The 22,455-nt window shown below is 63.6% G+C and carries 24 protein-coding genes; 10 read left to right on the top strand and 14 right to left on the bottom strand.

Annotated features, from left to right (window positions below; all coding sequences use genetic code 11):
- Nucleotides 1-11 precede the first annotated feature (11 nt).
- The 4 genes from FEZ59_RS20395 to FEZ59_RS20380 form a co-directional block, all read right to left on the bottom strand.
- Nucleotides 12-1,205, bottom strand: a complete 1,194-nt coding sequence (locus tag FEZ59_RS20395; protein ID WP_003945072.1) for an NADP-dependent malic enzyme — start codon at nucleotides 1,203-1,205, stop codon at nucleotides 12-14.
- Nucleotides 1,206-1,637: 432 nt separating this feature from the next.
- A complete protein-coding gene (locus FEZ59_RS20390; protein ID WP_020908450.1) occupies nucleotides 1,638-2,012 on the bottom strand; it encodes a hypothetical protein in 375 nt (124 codons plus the stop codon).
- Between the two features lie 3 nt (nucleotides 2,013-2,015).
- Nucleotides 2,016-2,627 carry a MarC family protein gene (locus FEZ59_RS20385; protein ID WP_003945093.1) on the bottom strand — a complete coding sequence of 204 codons (612 nt, stop codon included), beginning with the start codon at nucleotides 2,625-2,627 and terminating at the stop codon, nucleotides 2,016-2,018.
- A complete protein-coding gene (locus tag FEZ59_RS20380) occupies nucleotides 2,627-3,481 on the bottom strand; it encodes a PHP domain-containing protein (protein WP_019749340.1) in 855 nt (284 codons plus the stop codon). Before FEZ59_RS20380 ends, FEZ59_RS20385 begins: the two co-directional genes overlap by 1 nt.
- A 158-nt stretch (nucleotides 3,482-3,639) precedes the next feature.
- Here FEZ59_RS20380 and FEZ59_RS20375 point away from each other — a divergent pair, with 158 nt between their 5' ends.
- Nucleotides 3,640-4,710 carry a magnesium and cobalt transport protein CorA gene (locus FEZ59_RS20375; protein WP_019749341.1) on the top strand — a complete coding sequence of 357 codons (1,071 nt, stop codon included), beginning with the start codon at nucleotides 3,640-3,642 and terminating at the stop codon, nucleotides 4,708-4,710.
- A 133-nt stretch (nucleotides 4,711-4,843) separates the two neighbouring features.
- Nucleotides 4,844-5,290 (top strand): SRPBCC family protein, encoded by a 447-nt coding sequence (locus FEZ59_RS20370; RefSeq protein WP_007736117.1) that lies wholly within the window; start codon nucleotides 4,844-4,846, stop codon nucleotides 5,288-5,290.
- Nucleotides 5,291-5,315: 25 nt separating this feature from the next.
- Here the strand turns inward: FEZ59_RS20370 and FEZ59_RS20365 are convergent, their stop codons facing one another.
- Entirely contained in the window at nucleotides 5,316-5,900 is a 585-nt protein-coding gene (locus FEZ59_RS20365; RefSeq protein ID WP_019749342.1) for a suppressor of fused domain protein, read from the bottom strand.
- Between the two features lie 71 nt (nucleotides 5,901-5,971).
- Between FEZ59_RS20365 and FEZ59_RS20360 the strand changes: the two genes are divergently transcribed.
- A complete protein-coding gene (locus FEZ59_RS20360; RefSeq protein ID WP_003945097.1) occupies nucleotides 5,972-6,670 on the top strand; it encodes a metallophosphoesterase in 699 nt (232 codons plus the stop codon).
- Entirely contained in the window at nucleotides 6,660-7,523 is an 864-nt protein-coding gene (locus tag FEZ59_RS20355) for a hypothetical protein (RefSeq protein ID WP_003945080.1), read from the top strand. Before FEZ59_RS20360 ends, FEZ59_RS20355 begins: the two co-directional genes overlap by 11 nt.
- Here the strand turns inward: FEZ59_RS20355 and FEZ59_RS20350 are convergent.
- Nucleotides 7,516-8,622 carry a winged helix DNA-binding domain-containing protein gene (locus tag FEZ59_RS20350; RefSeq protein ID WP_172933089.1) on the bottom strand — a complete coding sequence of 369 codons (1,107 nt, stop codon included), beginning with the start codon at nucleotides 8,620-8,622 and terminating at the stop codon, nucleotides 7,516-7,518. The genes FEZ59_RS20355 and FEZ59_RS20350 overlap by 8 nt on opposite strands.
- A gap of 10 nt (nucleotides 8,623-8,632) precedes the next feature.
- The gene (locus FEZ59_RS20345) at nucleotides 8,633-9,898 is read right to left on the bottom strand and encodes an ATP-binding protein (RefSeq protein WP_031331091.1); all 1,266 of its coding nucleotides are present in this window, start codon (nucleotides 9,896-9,898) and stop codon (nucleotides 8,633-8,635) included.
- Nucleotides 9,899-10,024: 126 nt separating this feature from the next.
- Between FEZ59_RS20345 and FEZ59_RS20340 the strand changes: the two genes are divergently transcribed.
- Nucleotides 10,025-10,261, top strand: a complete 237-nt coding sequence (locus tag FEZ59_RS20340; RefSeq protein WP_202022982.1) for a hypothetical protein — start codon at nucleotides 10,025-10,027, stop codon at nucleotides 10,259-10,261.
- Between the two features lie 3 nt (nucleotides 10,262-10,264).
- Here FEZ59_RS20340 and ugpC read toward each other — a convergent pair whose 3' ends face one another.
- From ugpC to FEZ59_RS20310, 6 genes are all read right to left on the bottom strand, one after another.
- Entirely contained in the window at nucleotides 10,265-11,434 is a 1,170-nt protein-coding gene (gene ugpC, locus FEZ59_RS20335) for a sn-glycerol-3-phosphate ABC transporter ATP-binding protein UgpC (protein ID WP_020908458.1), read from the bottom strand.
- 4 nt (nucleotides 11,435-11,438) lie between these two features.
- A complete protein-coding gene (locus FEZ59_RS20330) occupies nucleotides 11,439-12,269 on the bottom strand; it encodes a carbohydrate ABC transporter permease (RefSeq protein ID WP_019749348.1) in 831 nt (276 codons plus the stop codon).
- A gap of 1 nt (nucleotide 12,270) precedes the next feature.
- Nucleotides 12,271-13,152 (bottom strand): sugar ABC transporter permease, encoded by an 882-nt coding sequence (locus FEZ59_RS20325; RefSeq protein ID WP_044480569.1) that lies wholly within the window; start codon nucleotides 13,150-13,152, stop codon nucleotides 12,271-12,273.
- Between the two features lie 80 nt (nucleotides 13,153-13,232).
- Nucleotides 13,233-14,570, bottom strand: coding sequence for an ABC transporter substrate-binding protein (locus FEZ59_RS20320; RefSeq protein ID WP_024487780.1), 1,338 nt, complete (start codon nucleotides 14,568-14,570; stop codon nucleotides 13,233-13,235).
- Nucleotides 14,571-14,796: 226 nt separating this feature from the next.
- Nucleotides 14,797-15,291 (bottom strand): general stress protein, encoded by a 495-nt coding sequence (locus FEZ59_RS20315; protein ID WP_003945065.1) that lies wholly within the window; start codon nucleotides 15,289-15,291, stop codon nucleotides 14,797-14,799.
- Between the two features lie 106 nt (nucleotides 15,292-15,397).
- Nucleotides 15,398-16,360 carry a CoA ester lyase gene (locus tag FEZ59_RS20310; RefSeq protein ID WP_020908461.1) on the bottom strand — a complete coding sequence of 321 codons (963 nt, stop codon included), beginning with the start codon at nucleotides 16,358-16,360 and terminating at the stop codon, nucleotides 15,398-15,400.
- 72 nt (nucleotides 16,361-16,432) lie between these two features.
- Here FEZ59_RS20310 and FEZ59_RS20305 point away from each other — a divergent pair, with 72 nt between their 5' ends.
- The 5 genes from FEZ59_RS20305 (at nucleotide 16,433) to FEZ59_RS20285 (ending at nucleotide 21,968) form a co-directional block, all read left to right on the top strand.
- Nucleotides 16,433-17,719: a CBS domain-containing protein gene (locus tag FEZ59_RS20305; protein ID WP_019749352.1), complete on the top strand. Its 1,287-nt coding sequence runs from the start codon at nucleotides 16,433-16,435 to the stop codon at nucleotides 17,717-17,719.
- The gene (locus FEZ59_RS20300; RefSeq protein ID WP_003945067.1) at nucleotides 17,716-18,258 is read left to right on the top strand and encodes a DUF1003 domain-containing protein; all 543 of its coding nucleotides are present in this window, start codon (nucleotides 17,716-17,718) and stop codon (nucleotides 18,256-18,258) included. The genes FEZ59_RS20305 and FEZ59_RS20300 overlap by 4 nt, the downstream gene beginning before the upstream one ends.
- Nucleotides 18,259-18,388: 130 nt before the next feature.
- The gene (locus FEZ59_RS20295) at nucleotides 18,389-19,798 is read left to right on the top strand and encodes a lytic murein transglycosylase (RefSeq protein ID WP_052740950.1); all 1,410 of its coding nucleotides are present in this window, start codon (nucleotides 18,389-18,391) and stop codon (nucleotides 19,796-19,798) included.
- A 145-nt stretch (nucleotides 19,799-19,943) separates the two neighbouring features.
- Nucleotides 19,944-20,807: a lytic murein transglycosylase gene (locus tag FEZ59_RS20290; protein WP_003945171.1), complete on the top strand. Its 864-nt coding sequence runs from the start codon at nucleotides 19,944-19,946 to the stop codon at nucleotides 20,805-20,807.
- A 24-nt stretch (nucleotides 20,808-20,831) separates the two neighbouring features.
- Nucleotides 20,832-21,968 (top strand): Mrp/NBP35 family ATP-binding protein, encoded by a 1,137-nt coding sequence (locus FEZ59_RS20285; RefSeq protein WP_003945178.1) that lies wholly within the window; start codon nucleotides 20,832-20,834, stop codon nucleotides 21,966-21,968.
- Between the two features lie 63 nt (nucleotides 21,969-22,031).
- Here the strand turns inward: FEZ59_RS20285 and tatB are convergent, their stop codons facing one another.
- A complete protein-coding gene (gene tatB / locus FEZ59_RS20280) occupies nucleotides 22,032-22,424 on the bottom strand; it encodes a Sec-independent protein translocase protein TatB (RefSeq protein WP_003945177.1) in 393 nt (130 codons plus the stop codon).
- Between the last annotated feature and the right edge of the window lie 31 nt (nucleotides 22,425-22,455).

Raw genomic sequence — 22,455 nt, 5'->3', positions numbered from 1 at the left:
CGTAGTCCCTCTTAGCTGGTCACGCCCTCAGCATGCGCTGCGGCCGCGACGGCTTCCGCTACTGCGGGTGCCACGCGAGGGTCGAGTGGGCTGGGGACGATTTTGTCCGCCGCCAACTCGTCGCCGACCACCGACAGGATTGCCTCGGCGGCAGCGAGCTTCATACCTTCGGTGATGCGACGGGCGCCGGCGTCGAGCGCGCCCTTGAACACACCGGGGAAGGCGAGAACATTGTTGATCTGGTTCGGGAAATCACTGCGACCCGTAGCCACGATCGCCGCGTACTTCGACGCGGTTTCGGGGTGAATCTCCGGGTCCGGGTTGGAGAGCGCGAACACGATCGACTCGGGAGCCATCGAAGCGATGAGCTCCTCGGGGATCTTGCCCGCCGAGACACCGAGGAACACGTCGGCACCTTCGAGAGCCTCGATGGCACCACCGTGCAGGTCGCGGGGATTGGTGCGGGCCGCGAGTTCTGCCTTCACGTCGTTGAGGTCGCTGCGCTCGCCCGAGATGATGCCCTTCGAGTCCAGCACGATGACGTCGCTGATTCCGGCGGCGAGCAGGATGTTCGCGCAGGCAACACCCGCAGCACCGGCGCCGGAGATGACGACCTTGAGTGTGGTGATGTCGCGGCTCTGGACCTTCACGGCGCCCTTGAGGGCAGCGAGGACCACGATGGCGGTTCCGTGCTGATCGTCGTGCATGACGGGGCAGTCGAGGGCTTCGATGACGCGCTTTTCGATCTCGAAGCAACGCGGCGCCGAAATGTCCTCGAGGTTGACCGCGCCGAAGCTCGGGCGCAGACGGATGAGCGTCTCGACGATCTCGTCGGGATCCTTGGTGTCGAGAACCAGCGGAATGGAGTTCAGTCCGGCGAAGTTCTTGAACAGTGCCGACTTGCCCTCCATGACGGGCAGCGACGCGCGGGGGCCGATATCGCCGAGTCCGAGAACCGCGGTGCCGTCGCTGACCACGACGACGAGTCGGTTGGTCCACGTGTATCGATCGGCGAGGGTTTCGTCTGCAGCGATGGCGCGGCTCACCTGAGCAACACCCGGCGTGTAGGCGATCGAGAGGGCCCGCTGCGTATCGAGCGGCGCGGTGGTCTCGACCGAGAGCTTGCCACCGACGTGAGCGGCAAAGATTTCTTCGTCGGTCAACTCGACCTTGGGTACGTTGATGGCTTCAGTCACGAGGGACACGATGACACTCCTGATTAGTCCAGCCTCAAGCGGGGCTGGGTTACTGGGAAGTAATCCTTCGGACCGCTGCGAAACTACGTTCACAACGGTCAGAGATCATTTCTTCCGCGAACGACTACTGAGAAGAAGAGCATTCGGCGTGCGCGAGAAAGTGGGCCGCAATACATCCGAAGCGTCATGGTGTGGGGCGGGTGAGCCCTGGCGTATCCATGCAATCTAGGTTTCGGGAGAAATTCTGACGAAACCTGCACTTCGGGGCCGGGCTGTGGCGCCGCCTCGAAGTAACTCCAGTTTGCCACCAGAGTCGGATCACAATCAAATCCTCCAAGCGGTCGGATTCCTCACCACACTCGAACCCGAGCCGTCATCCCCACCGTGTCATCCCACCGTGTCATCCCACCCAGTCATCCCCACCGCGTCATCCCCACCGTGTCATCCCCACCACTGCGTCACCAACAACAGCCCCGCCACCACGAGCACGACCACCGACCCGGCAACCGCCGCGATACCCCGCCTGCGGTCGCACCAGATCTGCGCGGCCAAAGCAACCACCGAGGCCGCAATGTGCGCGGTGATCGACGTTGTTCCCGGACCCGGGAATCCGCGGTTGCCGCCCAGATATGCCGAACCGATGATGACGAGTGTCAAGACCACGATTCCGGCCGCCACGGTGCCGCTCAGGGCGCGTAGAGCGCGAACCAGCAGCCATTGTCGTTTGTCGGCGGGATAGTCGTAATCGTCTTCGTACTGATAGTCCTGATAATCCTGGTACCGGTAGTCGTCCTCGTACCTGTCGTCGTATGTCATCTCTTACGCTCCCGCGACGAATCCGCGGACTGATTCCGCAATGAGTTGAACTGCGATGGCGGCGAGCAAAAGACCGGCGATGCGTGCCAGCAGGCTGATGCCACCCTCACCCAGTATCCGGATCAGTGCCGTCGAGAAGCGCAGGACCACGAACAGCACGAGGTGGATGGACAGAATCGCCAACGCGATCGCCAGATACGACGCCGCTTCACCATCGGCCTGGGCGACAAAGACGATGACAGCCGCAATTGCACCGGGACCGGCCATCATCGGCGTTCCCAGCGGAACGAGTGCGACGTTGACGTCGTCGGCTCCCTGCGGACGGTTGGAGGCCTTCCCGGTCAGCAGTTCGAGTGCGATGAGAAGCAGCAGTAATCCGCCTGCGCCCTGCAACGCCGGAATGCCGATGTGAAGGTAGTTGAGTATCGCCTGACCGCCGATGGCAAAGACCGAGATGACCGCAAGGGAGACGGCGGGGGCCTGCCATGCCGCTCGGTTGCGATCTTCACGGCTCTTGCGGCCGACCAGTGACAAGAACACCGGGATGACTCCGGGCGGGTCCATGATCACGAACAGCGTGATGAACACGGTGAGGTAGAGCGTGGTGTCGAGCATCAGCGCCCAAGTACCTCCACGCCGGTGGCAGCCGAGACGAGTTTGTCGAACTCGGCCTCGTCCGTCAGCTCGTCGCCGAGTCCGATCGTCTTGTTCTCGCCGTGGTAGTCCGAGGATCCGGTGACTGCCAAGCCCAGGTCGACGGCCAGGCTGCGCAGGACGTCACGATCGTCGCTGCGATGGTCCGGGTGATCGACTTCGAGACCCCCGAGACCCAGATCGGCCAGATCACGGATGTGGTCGAGCGCAAGCAATCCGCCGCGCGAACGGGCCCGTCCATGCGCAAGGACAGTTACTCCCCCGGCCGCTGCCACCAGTTCGACGGCGTACTCGAGCGGAGTGTCGTACTTGGGAACGTCGTATCGCCCTCGACTGGACAACAGGTCGGAGAAAGCCTCACTGATGCTCGACACCACTCCCGCTCGCATCAGGGCCGCTGCGACGTGCGGGCGTCCGACGGACGGACCGGCGTCAGCCAGGATCTGATCGGGATCGACGGGCAGACCGTCGCGCGCCATCATGGTCGTCATCACCCGGATACGTTCGACGCGTTCGGCGCGCAGTCGCTCACGTTCTTTGGCGAATTCGGGATGCGTCGGATCGAACAGGTACGCCAGAAGATGAACAGCGACCGGCCAACCACGCTCACCTCGACCTTCGCACGACATCTCCATCCCACGAACCAGGCTGACGCCGGCCGGCAAGGCGTGCGCCGCCTCGGCCCAGCCCGAAGTCGTGTCGTGATCGGTGATGGCGACGACGTCGAGTCCGGCGTCGGCTGCGGCGCGCATGAGGGCAGCCGGGGTATCGGTGCCGTCCGATGCGTTGGAGTGGGTGTGAAGGTCTATTCGCACTGTTCCAGTGTGTCAGCAATCGGCAACTTCATCGCGCTCCGGTGGGCGAGCCGGAAGCTGACGTACGATTACGCCGCAGCGGCAGCGCAATTCGATCACGTGTCGCCGCAGTGCCGTTCCCCTGCACTACAGACCGAGAAGGAGCGAGCGTGCCAACCATGCCGTCACTGCCGAATTGGTCGAACGGCAAATCGACGCAAGCCGATGCGCCCAAGATCCCCGTTCCGGCAGCCCGCGCGATCGTCGACTGCGCGGTCTACGTTGACGGCGTGCGGTTGCCGGGCAAGTACACGCACCGCGCCGCGTTGGCCGAGGTCCGTAGTCGAGACAACGCGTTCGTCTGGGTGGGCATGCATGCACCCGACGAAGGCCAGATGCAAGATGTCGCAGCAACTTTCGGACTCCACGAGTTGATGGTCGAGGATGCCGTCCATGCACACGAGCGCCCGAAACTCGAACGCTACGACGACGTCATGTTCCTGGTGCTGCGCACGGTCGTCTACGTACCGCACGAGTCCGTCGCGACGGCGAGCGAGATCGTCGAAACCGGCGAGATCATGGTGTTCGTCGGTCCCGACTTCGTGGTGACCGTCCGTCACGGGGATCACTCCGAACTGGCAAGCGTGCGCAAGTCACTCGAGCAGAATCCCGAGCGTCTCGCCATGGGCCCGTTCGCGGTGTTGCACGCGATCACCGACCACGTCGTCGACAGCTATCTCTCCGTCATTCAACTCGTCGAGCAGGACGTCGACAGCATGGAAGAGTTGGTGTTCAACCCGCGGAACACCGTTGCCGTCGAGCATATCTACCTGCTCAAACGTGAAATCGTCGAACTACGACGCTCGGTCACTCCACTCGGATTGCCACTGCTCCAGCTGACCCAGCCCGCGGGCGGCCTCGTCCCGAAGGAGATCCGGCGATACTTCCGTGACGTAAGGGATCACCACACGATCGTGGCCGAACGTATCTCGGAATACGACGAGGTGTTGAGTTCTCTGGTCGATGCCGCACTCGCGAAGATCGCGGTGCAACAGAACACCGACATGCGCAAGATCTCGGCTTGGGTCGCTATCGCCGCCGTGCCGACGGGCGTTGCCGGTATCTACGGAATGAACTTCGAGAACATGCCGGAACTCGGTTACAAGTACGGCTATCAGTCCATCCTGTTCCTCATCGCGTCGGTGTGTGTCGGCTTGTTCTTTCTCTTCCGTCGCAACAACTGGCTGTGAACCTCGCACGCTGACTCCCTGTACTTGCCACCGTCGCAGGCGGACAATGGATATGGGTACGCATTTTCATTCCGTTCCCGAAATTCATTTTGCGACAAGCAAATTCAGATCCAGGAGAGATGGAGGAACAACCATGCCTACAGTCGAGCAGTCTGTAGAGATCGCGTTGCCACCCAAGGACGTCTGGGAGTACATCGCCGTCGCCGAGAACTGGCCCAACTGGGAGAATTCGATGGTCGAGTGCAAACAGATCACCGACGGCCCGATGGGCGTGGGAAGCCGTTGGCACGGTGTCTCGAGAATCCTGGGCAAGCGTCTCGAGTGGACATCCGAATTCACCGAGTACGACCCACCGAGATCGTCGAAATCGACGTCCGTCGAAAGTCCGGTCAGCTTCTCGCAGACCACGACCTGCGAAGAAGTCGGTGACGGCACTCGGGTCACCTACCGACTCGACAGCGAAAGCGGACTCGGCGGCGTATTCGGCAAGATGGCAGACCCGATCGTGACGAAAGCATTTTCACGGACCGTTCGGGTAAGTCTCGAGAACTTGGCGGACATCCTCGTGCACGCCGAATGATCTGACGGACAAAGCGCCGGCGCAGCTAGAGCGAGGCAGCGGAACGGTGCGGATCGCGAATGTCGATCCCCGCCTCGGTCCACGCTTCCCGCAGCGCCTCCGCGCCGCGCAGACGCACCCAGGCGGCTTCGGTACCGGTCAGGGGGACCACGCCAAGGAAGCGCACCGGATCGAACGGCTCCGGCAGCGTCAGGTCGGCGATCCCGCTGTCACCGAGAAGCACCGCCGTGAACGCAGTGTCCTTCCACAGCGGCTCGCCCAGGTCCAACAGTGCGTCCTCGAGCAGCACGACCCCTTCGACGGACGGCGCCGCAGCCAGCACCGCGAGCGTCCTGGCCACACCCGACGCGACACCCGTGCCACCGCGCAGGGTGAGCACCAACTCGGCGCGAGGACCGCGTGTGGGGTCTGCGACCAGTTCGTTGGGGTCGCCCATCGGATGACGCGAGCACCCCAGTGTGACGTAGCGGACCAGGCCGTCGGGTGATTCGAAACGCAGCACGTCCAGCGGTTCGACACCGAGGAACGTCACTGAGGCCGCGGTGGGGTCCGGCCCCTCGATGCTGCTGACGAGATGGGCCCGGACGGAAGATACGACGCTGTCTGACACTCGTCCATCTAAACACCGTGCCCGCGAGGTTCGCAGCGCAGATACCTCGCGGTGGCGGTAGCGTCGTCGAAATGGTCTCCGTTCTCGCTGTCAGCGACGAGACCGTCGAATTCCTGTGGAGCAGTCAAGTTCGTTCACTCGGAGTCGACGTGATCCTGGGCGCGGGCGATCTGCCGTTTGCGTATCTGGAGTACCTGTCTGACCAACTGAATGCGCCGTGCGTGTTCGTTCCCGGAAACCACGACGTCGATCTGTCCGGATATTCGAACAAGAGATCCGGTTGGATGCGGGCAGGTATGCCGGCGCAGTGGCCCGGCCCGACCGGAGCAGTCAACGCCGACGGACGCATCGTGACCGTCGCCGGTCTGCGGATCGCGGGCCTCGGTGGTTCCATCCGATACAACACGGGTCCCAATCAGTGGTCCGAGCGCCAGCAGAGCCGACGCGCCCGCTCGCTCACCTGGCGAAACGCCTGGCAATCGAGGCTTCCCGGCGGCCGGGCGGGCGTGGATGTGCTGCTCACCCACAGCCCCGCCCGCGGTGTCGGCGACGCCGAGGATCGGCCACATCGTGGGTTCGAATGCTTCACCCCCTTGATCCGCACCCTCGATCCGACGGTCATGATTCACGGACACATCCACCCGCACGGGCGAACACCTCTCGATCTGGAGGTAGGCCGGACTATCGTGCTCAATACCGTCGGCTTCACGCTGATGGAGATTTCCCCAGGTACTCCGCCGACGATCGTGAGGCGCCGACATGGCTCGTGACACCGGATTTCCCACAGCCGACGCGGAAAACGACTTCGCTCGTCAGCGTCGACGCGCCGACGTTGCCCGTCTGGTCAGTTGGCTACGACGCGAACCGGACGACGTCAACGCGATCCTGCCGTTCGACGAGGTTGTCGCAGCACTCGGCAAGGTTGGTGAGAAGTCTCTGGGTCTACAGGTTGTCACCATCGAATCGATAGTCGGAAGTGTCGACCGCACAGGTGATTTCGACAGGTACTTCCGTCCGACGTCCACTCACTCGCGCGCTCGTTGGGAGCGACTTGCGGTGGCGCAACGACGCGGCGAATCGGTGCCACCCGTTCAGTTGTACCGTGTCGGCTCCATGCATTTCGTGATCGACGGACACCACCGAGTGTCCATTGCGTGTGCGATGCACCAGAAGACAATCGACGCGTACGTCACCGAGATCATCACGCGCATCTCGCCGGAAGGCATCACTCAGCGCGCCGATCTGCTCATCAAGGACCATCGCCGACTCTTCCTCACTCGCGTTCCGCTGCAGGGCTCGCAACGCGAAGCTGTCCAGGTCACCGACCCGTGGGAGTACGCCGAACTCAGTGAGTGCGTGGAGGCGTGGGGTTTTCGGCTCATGCAGGAAAAGGGTGAGTTCCTCGGCCGAGACACGGTCGCCCGGCGCTGGTTCGGCGAGGAGTTTCTCCCCGTCGTGCGAATGCTGAGGGGCGCCGACATGTTGCCCGAGCACACCGACGCCGAGGCGTACTTGTGGATCGCCCGGGAGCGGTACCGACTGGTGCGGCGGCACATGTGGAATGACGAGATCGTGGCCGAACTACGCGATCGAGCACCGCGAAAGCACAAGCCCGCTACGTAGCGACAGCGAACCGCACCTCTCGGGTCGGGATCTTCGGGTGCATGAACTTCAGCAACGAACGCGCTTCTTTCTCGATGGACGCGAGCGCGGTCTTCGGTTGCTGCGCAAACAGAGTCGCGCTCAACTCGACGGTCTCCTTGGCCGGCGTCACCGTCGCGAATCCCACCACCTTTCCGCGCACCAGGATGGCGGGCCTGATGATGCCGTTGACGGTGAAGACGCGAGTTCGATACTGCTCGTCCATGATTCGCGAGCGGTCGGCGTGCGAGAGCAGGATGTTGTCGAACGGAGCAAGGATTCTGACCGGCGGTGTTCCGGAGGTCGGTCGTGGCGCATCCGGCAGGTCGAAAACCTCGGCCCCTTTCGCGTTGACAAAGGTGATCAAGCCGGGACGTAGCCTCTCGAAGACTTCGGCGAGTCTCGTGAGCCCCGACCACGCTTGCGCATCCTTCACGCTCGCGGGCCCGAAGGCAGCCAGATAGCGCAGCACCATCGCGTCGGGATCTGGAGTTGAACTCACCTCTGCGCCAAGCCAATTCTCCAAGGTCGTCAGTGCCGGCGCTCCGGATCGTCCCCACAAACCTCGCGGTGGGACCTGCACCATCGGCAGTAGCCCTCGAACTCCGTGCGCCAGTCCCTCGGCCGCGTGGCCGGGAAAGCGCTCTGCCAGTATCGGTCTCATCTGCATCTGAGTAAGCGGCCCGTCCGCTACCAGGTCACGCCCCGCCTGCGCCAGCGCGTCGAGATCCAACCCGGTGAGCGCCGCACGCTGAGTGCTGTTGGTGTGGAGGTCGCGTTCCATGATCGTCTGAACCGTGGCACGGAAGGGACCCGCATCGGCGGCCGAGAGGGCAAAGACCGTGCCCCGCATGGCAACCAGCCGCACCACCTGGCGCTTCTCGACAAGGGTGGAGAGGTCTTCTGCCGCAAAGTTCTTCAGCCGCGCCCACAGTGCCAGGTAGGGCGGATTCGGCGCCTGGGCCTGCAGACCTGCCAGATGCTCGATCGCATCCAACGCGCTGACCTCGGCCCGCCGCAGCAGGAACTGCCGCGCCAGAGTCGCCAGGTTGAGCTCGCGATCGGTGATCAGTGCAGACATCGACAACTCCTCAACGATCGTGGTCAGGGGCGGTGACGATCTCGAACGGTATCTCGACTCGCGCGAGCGTTCCGGACTCTTCACCCGGTCCGACCGAGAACGAGCCACCAGCGGCAACCACACGCAGTTCGTGCGAGAGCAGTCCGATGTGCCCGGCGGCCCGTCGTTGGGCAATCCGATCGGCGCTGATCCCCCGACCGTCGTCCGAGACCACGAGCACCGCACGGTGGTCCAGTCGTGCAAGCTCGATCCGGACATTCTGCGCGCCGGCATGTTTGACGACGTTGCCCAGAAGTTCTCGGGTGGCGCCGAACAAGACCTCGTCGGCAGACGTGCGTAAATCGTCGTTCCAGCCCGAAGTGTCGACGTCGACCACCACTCCGCCGCGTCCCTGCGCCGAGCGCGCGAGGTCCCCGATCGCGCGGGCAAGGCCAACGTGGACGAGAACTGTGGGATGCAGTTCCGAGACGGACGACCTCAGCAGCGTTGTCGCTTCACCAAGCGCTTTCCCAGCTCGCGCCAATGCGACGGGTTCCGCACTGCCTGCCAATTCGTCGAGATCCATCCGCGCCGCGAGAACGTACTGGAGCGCCCCGTCGTGCAGTTGCTCGGACAGTTCTGTGCGCTCACGCTGCTCGAGCCCCATGAGTTCGGCCAGAAGACTCGTGCGGTGGCCGACGAGGTGCCCGATGGTCAACACTCGTGATCTTTGAATCCGAGTCAATCCGATTGCGCCCGCACCCACCCCGGCCAAGGCCATGGTACTCAGCAGGATCGACGGCCACGGCTCGGAATTCGAAGTCATCGTTGCCCAACTGGAAGCAAAAAACACACCGATCGTGCAGGCAACGACGCCGACACACACGTCCGTCCGCAGTTGCGTACACGCAAGAACCGGAATCACGAAGAGCCCGTTGCTCAAGATGTCGGCGGTCCAACTCTGCTCGGCTGCGAGACCGGTCAGCAATGTCAGAGTTGCGAGCACGGCGAGGTCGACGAACAAGCCGAGCCAGATCATCGTCACCGGGCCGGTGCCGCCTCTGCGGATCCACAGCGCCACGGCTGCCGACCAGAGGGCATAGGCGCCCAGAATCGCGAAACACCATCCCGCGTCGTTCATCGGCGGGACGAAGATCAGCGTCAGGGCGATGAACAGCACCAGAGCGCCGCGCACCGTCAGTTGGAGGTACGCACCGCGGTAGGCGTGTTCGCGCATGATCCGTTCGAGGTCCGGGCCGCCGGGCAGGTGCTCGGTTCGTACCGAGGATTCGTTCATCTGTCCTCCTGTGCCGCCCATCCCAGTTCCCTGTGAATGAGCTTCGCACACGAGATTTCACAATCAACCCGCAATACCGTGAATGGCACAGCATTCACCGAACCTCGAAACCACGCAGGAGTGCTCATGATCTCGACCCGAGCAAGCAAGCGCCGCATCGCCACTCGATTTGCCGTCGCCGGCGCCCTGGCAGCGGCGCCGATCGCCGTGGTGGCCGGGACAGCGCAAGCCGCCCCGGCCTCCACCCATCACGAACAATTCGGCCGCCTGATCCCCCTACCCGAGCCGGCCGACGCAGCGCCCGGCCCCGAACAGGTACCGCTCCCCTGGGGCGCGACGTATTCGGTCACCTTGCCCGGGTAACGGTCACAGCAGCAGATTGGCTCCCGTACCGCCGTCGAACACTGCGATCTTGGCGGGATCGAACCACAGATCGATAGACCTGCCCTGGGCCACGGTGGACTCGGACGAGAGCCTGGCAACCAGTTGACCGCCACCAGCGACGGCCGTTCCCGAATCGGCGGCGAGTTCCTCGAGTTCACGAGAATTGACGGCGGGGCCACCAGCGAGGAAATACGCGTACTTGTCGGAACCCATCGATTCCAGCACGTCGACGTCGACTGTGAACGTCCCACCGTGTGGCTTCTGCGATGCATCGACCAGCGCCACGTCCTCGAAATGTTCCGGCCTGATACCGACCACGACGTCCTTGCCCGAGCCGCTGCCCGAGATCTTCGACTGCGCCGCCGCGGGCAGGCGAACATCGCCGATCGGCGTGCTGACGCCGTCCGCCGTCAACTGTCCGGGGAAGAAGTTCATGGACGGGGACCCGATGAACCCCGCCACGAACAGATTGTTCGGACGATCGTAGAGTTCCTGCGGCGCACCGATCTGTTGCACGATTCCGCCGCGCAGCACGACTACCCGATCGCCGAGCGTCATCGCCTCGGTCTGGTCGTGGGTCACGTAAATCGTTGTCGTACCCAGTCGCTGCTGCAGACGGGCGATCTCCGTCCTCATCTGCACGCGCAGTTTGGCGTCCAGGTTGGAAAGCGGCTCGTCCATGAGAAACGCCTTCGGGCTGCGCACGATTGCGCGTCCCATCGCGACACGCTGACGCTGACCGCCCGACAGGTTCGCCGGTTTGCGATCGAGATGCTGGGTGAGGTCGAGCACCCGCGCTGCGTCGTCGACCTTGGCGTTGATCTCGTCCTTGGACATCTTCGCCAATGTCAGTGGGAACGCGATGTTCTGGCGCACCGTCATGTGCGGATACAGAGCATACGACTGGAACACCATCGCGATGTCGCGGTCCTTGGGGGCGCGTTCGTTGACGCGTTCACCCGCAATCCTCAGCTCGCCGGTCGAAATGTCTTCCAGCCCGGCAATCATGTTGAGGGTCGTGGATTTTCCACAACCGGACGGGCCCACGAGAATGATGAATTCTCCGTCGGCGATGGTGATGTCGACATCACTGACCGCCTTGGCTCCGTCCGGGTACAGCTTGGTCACCTTGTCCAGCACGATCTCGGCCACAGGCTTATCCCTTCACTGCGCCGGAAGTAAGCCCGGCCACGATACGACGTTGGAAGAACAGAACAAAGATGATGATCGGAATGGTGATGACCATGGCGGCCGCGGCGATCGACCCGGTGGGCTCCTCGAATTGTGAAGCGCCGGTGAAGTTCGCGATGGCCGCAGGGGCGGTGATGGAGCGTTCAGTCGACGTCAACGAGATCGCGAACAACAGATCGTTCCAGCAGAAGATGAAAACCAAGATACCCGCAGTGACGATACCGGGCGCGGCCAGTGGAGCCACCACCTTCCGGAACGCCTGACCCGGCGTCGCGCCGTCCATCTGAGCCGCCTTCTCGAGTTCCCACGGAATCTCTTTGAAGAACGCCGAGAGCGTATAGATCGCCAACGGCAACGCAAAGGTGATGTACGGCAAAATGAGTCCGGCCCAGGTGTCGAAGAGTCCGAGCCGTCGTTCGATGTCGAACAACGGGCTCACCAATGAAATCTGCGGGAACATCGCGATCAGCAGTGCAACACCCACCAGCAGCTTCTTGCCCGGAAAATCCAGGCGCGCAATGGCGTACGCCGCCATGGTCCCGATCACCACGGCGATGACCGTCGAGATGAGTCCGATACCGATGGAGTTGATCAGAGCACTGGTGAAGGCGCTGGTGTCGAAGATTCCTCGGTAGTTGTCCAGGGTCCACTTCTCCGGAATGAACTTGCCGTCCTTGATCGTTCCGGCCGGTTTGAAGGACAGGCTGGCGATCCACAGGACGGGAACCAGCGCGTACAGCAAGACCAGAAGGTTGACGACGGACCAGCTGATCTTGAGTCTGGGAGTCACGGTCATGTCAGCGTCCTTCCGTATCGGATCCGGGAGCCGAAGCACCGAAAAGTTTGATGAAGATGAACGCGATCACGGCCACACACACGAAGATCAGCACGCTGATCGCGGATCCGATGCCCAGGTTGAACGCTTTGAACAGATTGTCGTAACCCAGAATCGACACCGACCCGGTGTCGTTCGCTCCCTTCGTCAGCACGTAGATGTTGTCGAAGATGCGGAACGCGTCGAGTGTGCGGAACAGCAGAGCGACGAGGATGGCGGGCTTCATCAGCGGAAGGATGATGCGTACCAACCGGGTCCACGCGCCAGCGCCGTCCACCTGAGCCGCCTTGAGAAGGTCATCGGGCACGAGCGCCAAGCCGGCCAGCAGGAGCAGCGCCATGAACGGCGTCGTCTTCCAGACCTCGGCAAGGACGATGATCGCGAGCGACGGGATCTGGTCGGTGAGCGGCGCACTGCCGTCGGGCAGGAGATTGGCGAGGTAGCCGGTCCCCGGCGTCCACGCGTAGTACCAGCTGTATGCCGCCGCGACGGTGACGATGCCGTACGGGATGAGCACAACGGTGCGGACGAGCCCCTTGCCCACGATCGTTCGGTGCATCACCAGTGCGATGGTCAGTCCGAGAACGAACTCGATGACGACCGAGACGACAGTGATCGACGTCGTCACCGCGAACGCTTGCCACCAGTAACCGTCGGTCAGCACCGACACGTAGTTGTCGAACCACACGAACTTTCGTTGATCCGGGAAGCGCAGGTCGTAGCGCTGCAAACTCAGCCAAACGGCGTAGACCACCGGATATGCGGTCACCGCGATCATGAGAATCGCGGCCGGGGCCACCAGCCAGAGACCGAGGCGACGCTCGGCCGCCTTTCCGTCCGACATCTTCGACTTCGCGGAGTGCTTCGGCTCCGGCGAGGGCGTCGCGACTGTTGGTGCAGCTCCCGAATTTTCGCTGTCGATCGTCACGGAATCAGCCCCTCGGAATTGACTGCCTTGCGTACCTGCTCGGCAAGATCGTTCACGGTCGATTCCGGATCGATGTTTCCTACAGGGTTCAGCGTGGCAGTGATGAGCGTCGAAATACTCTGATAGGCAGGAGAAACCGGACGAACCGAAGCGGTGTCCAGGCTGTCGCGAACCTCACGCCACGCCGGGTACGCCTCCTGGAACGCCGGGTCGTCGTACAGGCTCTCGAGAGTCGGCGGAACGCCACCAGCTACCGCGTTGTTGCGCTGATTCTCCTCGTTACGCAGACAGGTGAGCGCCTCGAACGCGAGGTCCGGATGCTGGCTGGTCTTGGCCACCGCTACGTTGAAGCCGCCGATCGTGACCTCGGCCGGCTTACCCTCGATCACCGAGGGATACGGAGCGGCAAGGAAATTCCGTTCTCCGTTCACCGTGAGCACCGTGTTTCCGGTGTTCTCACTGGTGACGTTGCCCTTGTCGTCGATGTACGGCAGATCGCCCTTCTCGGCGTTCTCCATGATGCCGGGCAGCACGAACGGCCAGTTGACCTGGAAGGCAGATTTGCCGCTCTCCATACCCAGTCGCGACGACGCTTCATCCCCCTGCGAGATCGAGGGATCCGCACCCTTCGCGGTGGCGACGCGTTTCATGACGGTCAGCGCCTGCTGGGCAGCATCACCGTCGGCCACCGTCACGGTTGTTCCGTCGGGCCCCACCACCGATCCGCCGGCACTGGCGAGAAGGGTGTTGAACCAGACCATCAATCCTTCGTATTGCTTGCCCTGCACACCGATCCAGCTGGGGCGCCCCTCCGCGGCCAGGCCTTCGGAGATGTCGATCATCTGATCCCAGGTTTGGGGTGGTTGCCCGTCCGGCATCAAATCCTTTCGATACCAGAGCAATTGGGTGTTGGTGTTCAATGGCGCCGCATAGAGCTGGTCCTGCCACTTCGCCGACTCCAGCGGACCCTCGAGAGTCCCGTTGCTGACCTCGGACGCCACGTCGTCAGGAAGCGGCAATGCCCATCCGGCTTCGGCGAATTCGGCAGTCCACACCACGTCGAGCGTCATCAGATCGAGCGACTTGTCATTACCGGTCAGACGCCGGGCCAACTGAAGTCGCTGGTCGTCGGCACCCTTGGGCAGAGTTTTCTGCTCGACCCGGTACGCGCCGTTCGACGCCGCCGAGCAATTGGCGGCGGCCTCCGCATACTGCTCGGCGCCGTCGGCGGCGGTGTAGAAGGACAGCACCACGCCGTCGTCATTGTCTGATCCACACGCACTGAGCAAGGGCGCCAACAACAATGTCGCCGCGCCGAGCAGCCCCACCCTCAATTTCTTCTTCTGCCCCGCCTGCAATCTCTTGTTCTGCACAGCCGTCCTCCTCGGGCGGCGAGACGGCGCAGTCGATTCGGCTGGCCGACGCACCACACATCGGCACTTTTGCCGGAGAAGGGACCTATTTCCTTGTCCGGCAAACGGTCACGGGAAGGAGTACTGCCTCGCCCGCGTGTACATAAAGTAACCGAGATCACACAAGTTGGCAGCCCGAGCGAGAATGTCAGATGGCGAGCTTGGCGAGCAGGTCGCGCGCCGACTCCGCCGTCTTGGGCTCACACAGTACGTCGTAACGTCCGGCGACCAACTGCATCGTCGAGGCGAAGTCCCGCTGCCCACGCGTCGCGGCGTACGGGATGGTCGTGGAGATGACACCGAAGATGATGCCGCCCACGATGCCCGCGATCAGCGGAGCGAGGAACCCGCCGGTGACGATTCCGAGCACCAGGCCGAAGAAGACACCGAGCCAGGCACCGGAGACGATGCCACCACCGATCACCTTGGCCCACGTCAACCGGCCGAGAACGCGCTCGACCTGCATCAGGTTCACGCCGACGATCGTGACGTCCTGAACCGGGAATTCTTGATCGGAGAGATAATCGACTGCGCGCTGCGCCTCGGCGTAGGTGGGATACGACCCGATGGGCCATCCCGAAGGCGGTGTCGGCAACGCTCCACGGCGCGACCCATTCGACGATTGACCGAGCGGATTGGACATGGCTGGCAGCGCTCCTCTTTTCGGGCACGTCATCCACGCGGATGACGCAAGTACATCTACCCCTATTGTGCCCTTTACAGACCTGATTCGTTCGGCTATGCGAGCGTCAGGCGTGTTCGGGCGGCGTGAATTCCGACGTGCGCGTCATCCCCGCGGCGCGGCCCTTGGCCGAAATCACCAGTGCCATCTTGCGACTCGCCTCGTCGATCATCTCGTCGCCGAGCATGACGGCGCCCCGCCCTCCTCCGGCGGCCGAGGTGTGGAACGCGTACGCGTCCAAGATGAGTTCTGCACGGTCGTAATCGGATTGGCGCGGACTGAACACCTCGTTGGCCGCCTCGATCTGCGTGGGATGCAGAACCCACTTGCCGTCGAAGCCGAGCGCTGCCGTCCGCGCCGCCGACCGAGTGAAAGCCTCGACGTCGCGAATCTGGAGGTACGGACCGTCGATCGCCTGGACGCCGTGTGCACGTGCGGCCATCAAGATGGTCATCAAGATGTGGTGATACGCGTCACCGCGGTCGTAGCCGTCCGGTTGCTCACCGACGACCAGAGTTCGCATGTTCAAGCTCGCCATGAAGTCGGCCGGGCCGAACACGAGTGCCTCGACGCGGGGGCTCGCGGTGGCGATCGCGTCGATGTTGGTCAAGCCGATCGCGTTCTCGATCTGCGGCTCGATTCCGATCTTGCCGACCTCGAGACCGTTGGCCTTCTCGACCTGCGTCAACAACAAATCGAGTGCCTGGACGTGACTCGCGTCGGGAACCTTGGGCAGCAGAATGGCGTCCAGATGCGCTCCGGCGCGGCCGACCACCTCCACGACGTCGGCATACGTCCATTCGGTGGTCCAGTCGTTGACTCGGACGACCTTGACCTGTTTGCCCCACCCGTCCTCGGCCAGCGCGTCGCCGATCGACTCTCGTGCCGCCTGCTTCGCCAACGGCGCCACCGCGTCTTCGAGGTCGAGGAAGATCTCGTCGGCGGGCAATCCCTTCGCCTTGTCGATCATCTTCCGACTGCTGCCGGGAACTGCCAATACCGATCGACGGGAACGGTTGCGTGAAGTCATTGCGGACTGCCCTTCTCGATTTTCGGTGGCGCCGTTGCAGATTTTGACGCTGGACGAATTAGCCTTGCAATCATGGCAGCAGCAGGCAAGGTATTTGCAGCCAGGCTTGCCGGCCTGGTTGTACTCGGCCCGGACGGCGAATCGATCGGTCGTGTGCGCGACGTCGTCATCACGGTCCGTATCGGACGCCAGCAACCGCGGGTTCTCGGTCTGGTGATCGAAATGTTCACGCGCAAACGCATTTTCGTTCCGATGCTCCGCGTGACAGCCATCGAGCCGAGTGCGGTCACCCTGACCACGGGCAACGTCAGTTTGCGGCGCTTCAACCAGCGGCCGGGTGAAGTACTCGCGCTGGCGCAGGTACTCGATTCGCATGTGCGCGTGGACGACCCGGAACTCGAGGAGCTTCACGGCGTCGACACGATAGTCGTCGACCTCGGGATCGAATCGACGCGAACGCGAGACTGGGTCGTCTCGAAGGTCGCCGTTCGCGGCCATCGCGGACGCCTCGGTCGACGCGCGGCGATTCACATCGTCGACTGGCAGCACGTCGCCGGCCTCACCCAGAGCGATCTCTCGCTCCCCGGCCAGGGCGTAGCTCACCTCCTTCTGCAGTACGAAGGGATGCGACCCGCCGATGTGGCCAACGCCATGCGCGAACTGCCGGAGAAGCGCCGCCACGAACTGGCCGTGGCACTCGACGACGAACGCCTCGCCGACGTCGTGCAGGAACTGCCGGCGGACGACCAGACCGATCTGCTGATGCACCTGGAAGTCGAACGTGCCGCCGATCTACTCGAAGCGATGGATCCCGACGACGCCGCCGACCTGTTGGGCGAGCTGCCCGAGACCGAAGCCGAATCACTGTTGCAGTTGATGGACCCGCAGGATTCCGAACCTGTTCGACGCCTGCTCGAGCACTCCCCGGACACTGCCGGTGGTCTGATGACGCCCGAACCGGTGGTACTGACGGCCTCGACGACCGTCGCCGAGGCCCTTGCCCGCGCCCGCAACTACGACGTGACCCCGGCGCTGTCGAGCATGGTCTTCGTCGTACGTCCGCCGACGGCGACTCCGACCGGGCGGTATCTCGGCTGCGTCCACTTGCAGAAGCTTCTCCGCGAGCCTCCCGCCAGCCTGGTGGGCGGAATACTCGACACCGACATGCCCCGGTTGGCGCCGGACGACTCGCTGGCGTCGGTCACCCGATACTTCGCGACCTACAACTTGGTATGCGGGCCGGTCGTGGACGACGAGAACCACCTGATCGGGGCCGTGACAGTCGACGACGTGCTCGATCACCTCCTGCCGGAAGACTGGCGTGAGGATTACTCCGACGACGAGGAACTACTCCGATGAGCGAACGGGCGTCGAGCACGACCGCACGGCAACGACTGGAAACGCCTCGCGGAAGCCGCCGGTTCAATCTCGATTTCGACGTCGAAGCTGTCGGGCGCGTCAGTGAACGCATCGCCCGCTTCCTCGGTACCGGGCGTTATCTCGCGATCCAGACGATCATCGTGATCGTCTGGATCCTGATCAACGTGTTCGCGGTGGCGCTGCAGTGGGACCCGTATCCGTTCATCCTGCTCAACCTCGCCTTCTCCACCCAGGCCGCCTACGCGGCGCCGCTGATCCTCCTGGCCCAGAATCGTCAGGAGAATCGCGACCGGGTCTCGCTCGAGGAGGACCGCTCACGCGCCGAGCAAACCAAAGCGGACACTGAATTCCTCGCTCGCGAACTCGCAGCGCTGCGCATCGCCGTCGGCGAGGTCGCCACCCGCGACTACCTGCGGCGGGAGCTCGAGGAGATCAAGTCGATCCTTGCCGCCGACGGCGAACCGACCCCGAAGAAGAAGCACCGTGACTCGAATACTGCGAAACAAAGTCACAACTAGCTGAGCGTTCGCTGAGTTTTGCTGCACGCACCGTGACCGATATGTAACGTAAGTCACAGCAGGATGGATTATCACGGTGGGTACTCCGAGGCGGGAGCACCAGCAAAGGGGAATCGTGCGAGTACGCGGAATGATTGCAGCATCCACACTGGTGGGGGGACTGCTTGTCGTAACAGGTCCAGCAGCCCTCACGGCCGGAAGCGCACCATCCGGCGGGTCGCAGGTCCCCATCGCCCTCGCAGGCTCCGCCTCCGTTGCGCAGCCGGACTCTGTCGACTTCCTCCCGACGCCCCGCACCGTCCGAACGCAACGATCTGCCCCACCCAGCGATACGGTCGCCGGCGCTCCGGCAGCGCCCAACGCTGCGGCCGTCGTCCTCACCTCTCTGGGCATCCCCGAGATCGTTCTGAACGCGTACCGCTCCGCAGAACTGGTGATGATGACCGAGGCGCCAGGTTGCGGCATCCCCTGGCATCTCCTGGCCGGCATCGGACGCATCGAATCCGGTCACGCCAACGGCGGCAAGACGACGTCGGTGGGTACGACGGTCACCCCGATCCTCGGCCCTGTCCTCGACGGACGGCTGGCAGGCAACGAAGTCATTCGGGACACCGACAAGGGAGCGATCGACGGAGACCCGACCCACGACCGCGCTGTCGGGCCGATGCAGTTCATTCCGGCCACCTGGGCCGGTTATGCCAGCGACGGCAACGGGGACGGAATCAAGGACCCCAACAACGTCTTCGACGCGGCGCTCTCGGCAGCGAAGTACCTCTGCAGCGGCGGCCTCAACCTGCGCGATGTCGCTCAGGAAACCAAAGCTGTTCTGCGGTACAACAACTCGGCCGCCTACGCGGCAAACGTGATCATGTGGTCGACGGCATACAAGAACGGTGTCATTCCTTCCGGCCAGCTCCCGTACACCACCGGCATCAACACCGGCAGCTCGGCGATCAACGCCGCCGCCTCGGCAGACTCCGCCGCTTCGGCCGTTCTCGCCGCTGCTGCAGCTACCGACCCGGCGGCAGGTGACAAGGAATCTGCGTCGACGACGCCGACTCCGACCACCACCCCTCTCTTCCCAGGCCTGCCCGACATGCCCGCGCTCTCACCCGAGATCCAGGCACTGATCCCGCCGGGAGTAACGCCGACCAGCCCCACTCCGGGACCCAACGCCGCCCGGAACGCGGCTCCCGGTCCGATCATCCCGCTCCCCGTCCTCACCTCACGGGGTCTCGTCTGGCCGATTCTGACGGCTGAGGGATGGCGCTGGCCCGACGACATGTGCGTGATCCTTCCGGATCCAGCAGCACTCGACGCCTTGCAGGACGGCATCCTTCTGCCGTGCACGGTCCCAGGAATGGCAGTAGCCGCCACGGCACCCGCCACCACCGACGCAGCGCCCGCGGAATCTTCGCCGCCGGCTGCCCCGTCGCCTGAGCCCGCTCCGTCACCCGCACCGGCCCCCGCACCGGAACCGGCCCCGGCTCCGGCATTCGCGCCGTTCTTCCCGGGCCTTCCCGGCATGCCCGCTCTGTAACCAAAAAATCACGAAAGAACAGTGCATATGCCCCAAACTGCCCTTCCAGATCACGGTTGAATAACGGAAGCGCAACAAATCAGGTAGCCTCGACTCCGTCAGTTGAACGGAAAACCTCCTCGCGGAGGTTCAGGAGGCATACACAGTGGGTCGGCACAGCAAGAAGACAGATTCGCACATCCGTCGAAATTCGGTCATCGCGCTCACCGGACTCATCCCTATCGGACTCGTCACCGCAGCCAACACGGCCGGCGCCGCTCCCAAGGTTCCGTTCTTCAACACCAGCTCCGCCGAAACGGTGGACACTGCCGCGCAAGCCACGCAGGAACCGCAAGCGCAGATTCTGCCCGCCGTCGAAGCAATCGCCGAGCCCGCTCCCGCCCCCGCGCCGGAACCCGCGCCGTTGGCTCCCGTGCAGGCGACTCCCCCGCTCCCAGCCTCCATGGCCGAGGGTGCACTCGGAATCCCGAGCGTGAGCGTCGCCGCATACCAGAACGCCGAGCGGATCCTCGCCGTCGAGAAGCCCAACTGCAACATGCACTGGACACTCCTCGCCGGTATCGGCCGCGTCGAATCCGGCCACGCCAACGACGGCAAGGACGCCGACGCGAACGGCAACCTCTACAAGCCCGTGATCGGCCTGCCACTCAACGGCAGCCTTCCCGGCCAGGCCGTCATCATGGACACCGACGGCGGCGCCCTCGACGGCGACACCGTCTACGACCGCGCAGTCGGCCCGATGCAGTTCATCCCGTCCACCTGGAACCAGTACGCCGGCGACGGCAACGGTGACGGAATCGCCGACCCCCAGAACCTCTTCGACTCCGCACTGACCACCGGCAAGTACCTGTGCGACGGCGGACTCAACATGCAGGACGTCACCCAGGTTGCCTCCGCGATCCACCGCTACAACAACTCGGCCGCCTACGTTGCCAATGTTCTGGCCTGGTCGCTCGGGTACTCCACCGGCATCGTGCCCGCCGCATCGGACCTGCCGCGCATCCACTGACCTACCTGGACTTACCATGGAGTCATGTCTGTACTGACCGAGTCCGACGTTCGCTCCGCGCTCGCGCGAGTTCTGGACCCAGAGATCCGCAAACCCATCACCGAGCTGGGGATGGTCAAGGGGATCTCCCTCTCCAGTGACAACAGCGTCGACATCGGCATCTATCTCACGACCGCCGGTTGCCCGATGCGCACCGAGATCACCGAACGCGTCACCAAGGCCGTCGCCGACGTCGCCGGGGTCGGTGCGATCCGCGTCGAACTCGACGTCATGGACGACGCCCAGCGGACCGAGCTCCGCAAGTCGCTTCGCGGCGATTCCGCCGAACCCGTCATCCCGTTCGCCCAGCCGGGTTCACTCACCCGCGTCTACGCCGTAGCCTCCGGCAAGGGTGGCGTCGGAAAGTCCAGTGTGACAGTCAATCTCGCGGCAGCAATGGCCGCGCGCGGACTGTCTGTCGGCGTACTCGACGCGGATATCTACGGTCACTCGATCCCCCGCATGCTCGGCACCGACGCCAAGCCCACTCAGGTCGAGCGCATGATCATGCCGCCGGTTGCACACGACGTGAAGATGATCTCCATCGCGCAGTTCACCCAGGGCAACACTCCTGTCGTCTGGCGCGGACCGATGCTTCACCGCGCACTCCAGCAGTTCCTCGCCGACGTGTTCTGGGGCGATCTGGACGTGCTGCTGCTCGATCTGCCGCCCGGCACCGGTGACATCGCCATCTCGGTGGCTCAGCTCATCCCGAGCGCCGAGATCCTGGTCGTCACCACACCGCAGCAGGCCGCTGCCGAGGTCGCCGAGCGAGCGGGCGCCATCGCCCTGCAGACCCGCCAGCGCGTCGCCGGCGTCGTCGAGAACATGTCGTGGCTCGAACTTCCCGACGGCACCCGCATGGACGTCTTCGGCGAAGGCGGCGGGCAGACCGTCTCCGATCGCCTCACGAAGGCCGTCGGCGCCAAGGTTCCGCTTCTCGGACAGATTCCGCTGGACCCGTCCGTCCGCGAGGCAGGCGACGCCGGGACGCCGATCGTCCTCAGCGCTCCCGATTCACCCGCGGCCATCGCACTCAAGGACATCGCCGACAAGTTGGCCGTCCGTCAGCGCGGGCTGGCCGGAATGTCGCTCGGTATCAATACGGTTCGCAACTTGTAGAACCCCGCATGCGAAAGGGCGCCTGTCACCGATCGGTGAGAGGCGCCCTTTCGTATGTCGAATCTAGGTTGCGTCGAAGTCCACAGGAGGACGTTCGCCCGCGGTGAGTGGCTTGTCCTTCGACAGCGTCTTCGGCTCCTGCACTCCGCTCTGCGGCTTTTTGTCGAAGTTGCCTGTGAAGATGGAGTCGTCGCCGTCGAGGAGGTGCTGGGTGATCACAGCGCGCGGCGTCATTCCGCGCAGCTTGTTCAGATCTGCGAGTGGTTTACGCAGATCCTCGAAATCGGTGCCCAGTTCTTCCTTGAGCTGATTGGAAGCGCCCGAAGCATATTCGCGCACCTGCCTCAGGGACTTCGTGACCCAGGAGACCGCACCAGGAAGCCGCTCAGGTCCCAAGATGACCAGAGCTGCTACGAGGAGGATCATGAACTCGCCCCAACCGATGTTGCCAAACACAGGGTCAGCCTACTGTGTGCTCGCTCGGTGC

This window comes from Rhodococcus sp. MS13, assembly GCF_013277835.1.
GTDB lineage: Bacteria > Actinomycetota > Actinomycetes > Mycobacteriales > Mycobacteriaceae > Rhodococcus_F > Rhodococcus_F erythropolis.
Note: the sequence above shows the minus strand (reverse complement) of the source record. Positions and strands in the feature narration are given on the sequence as shown.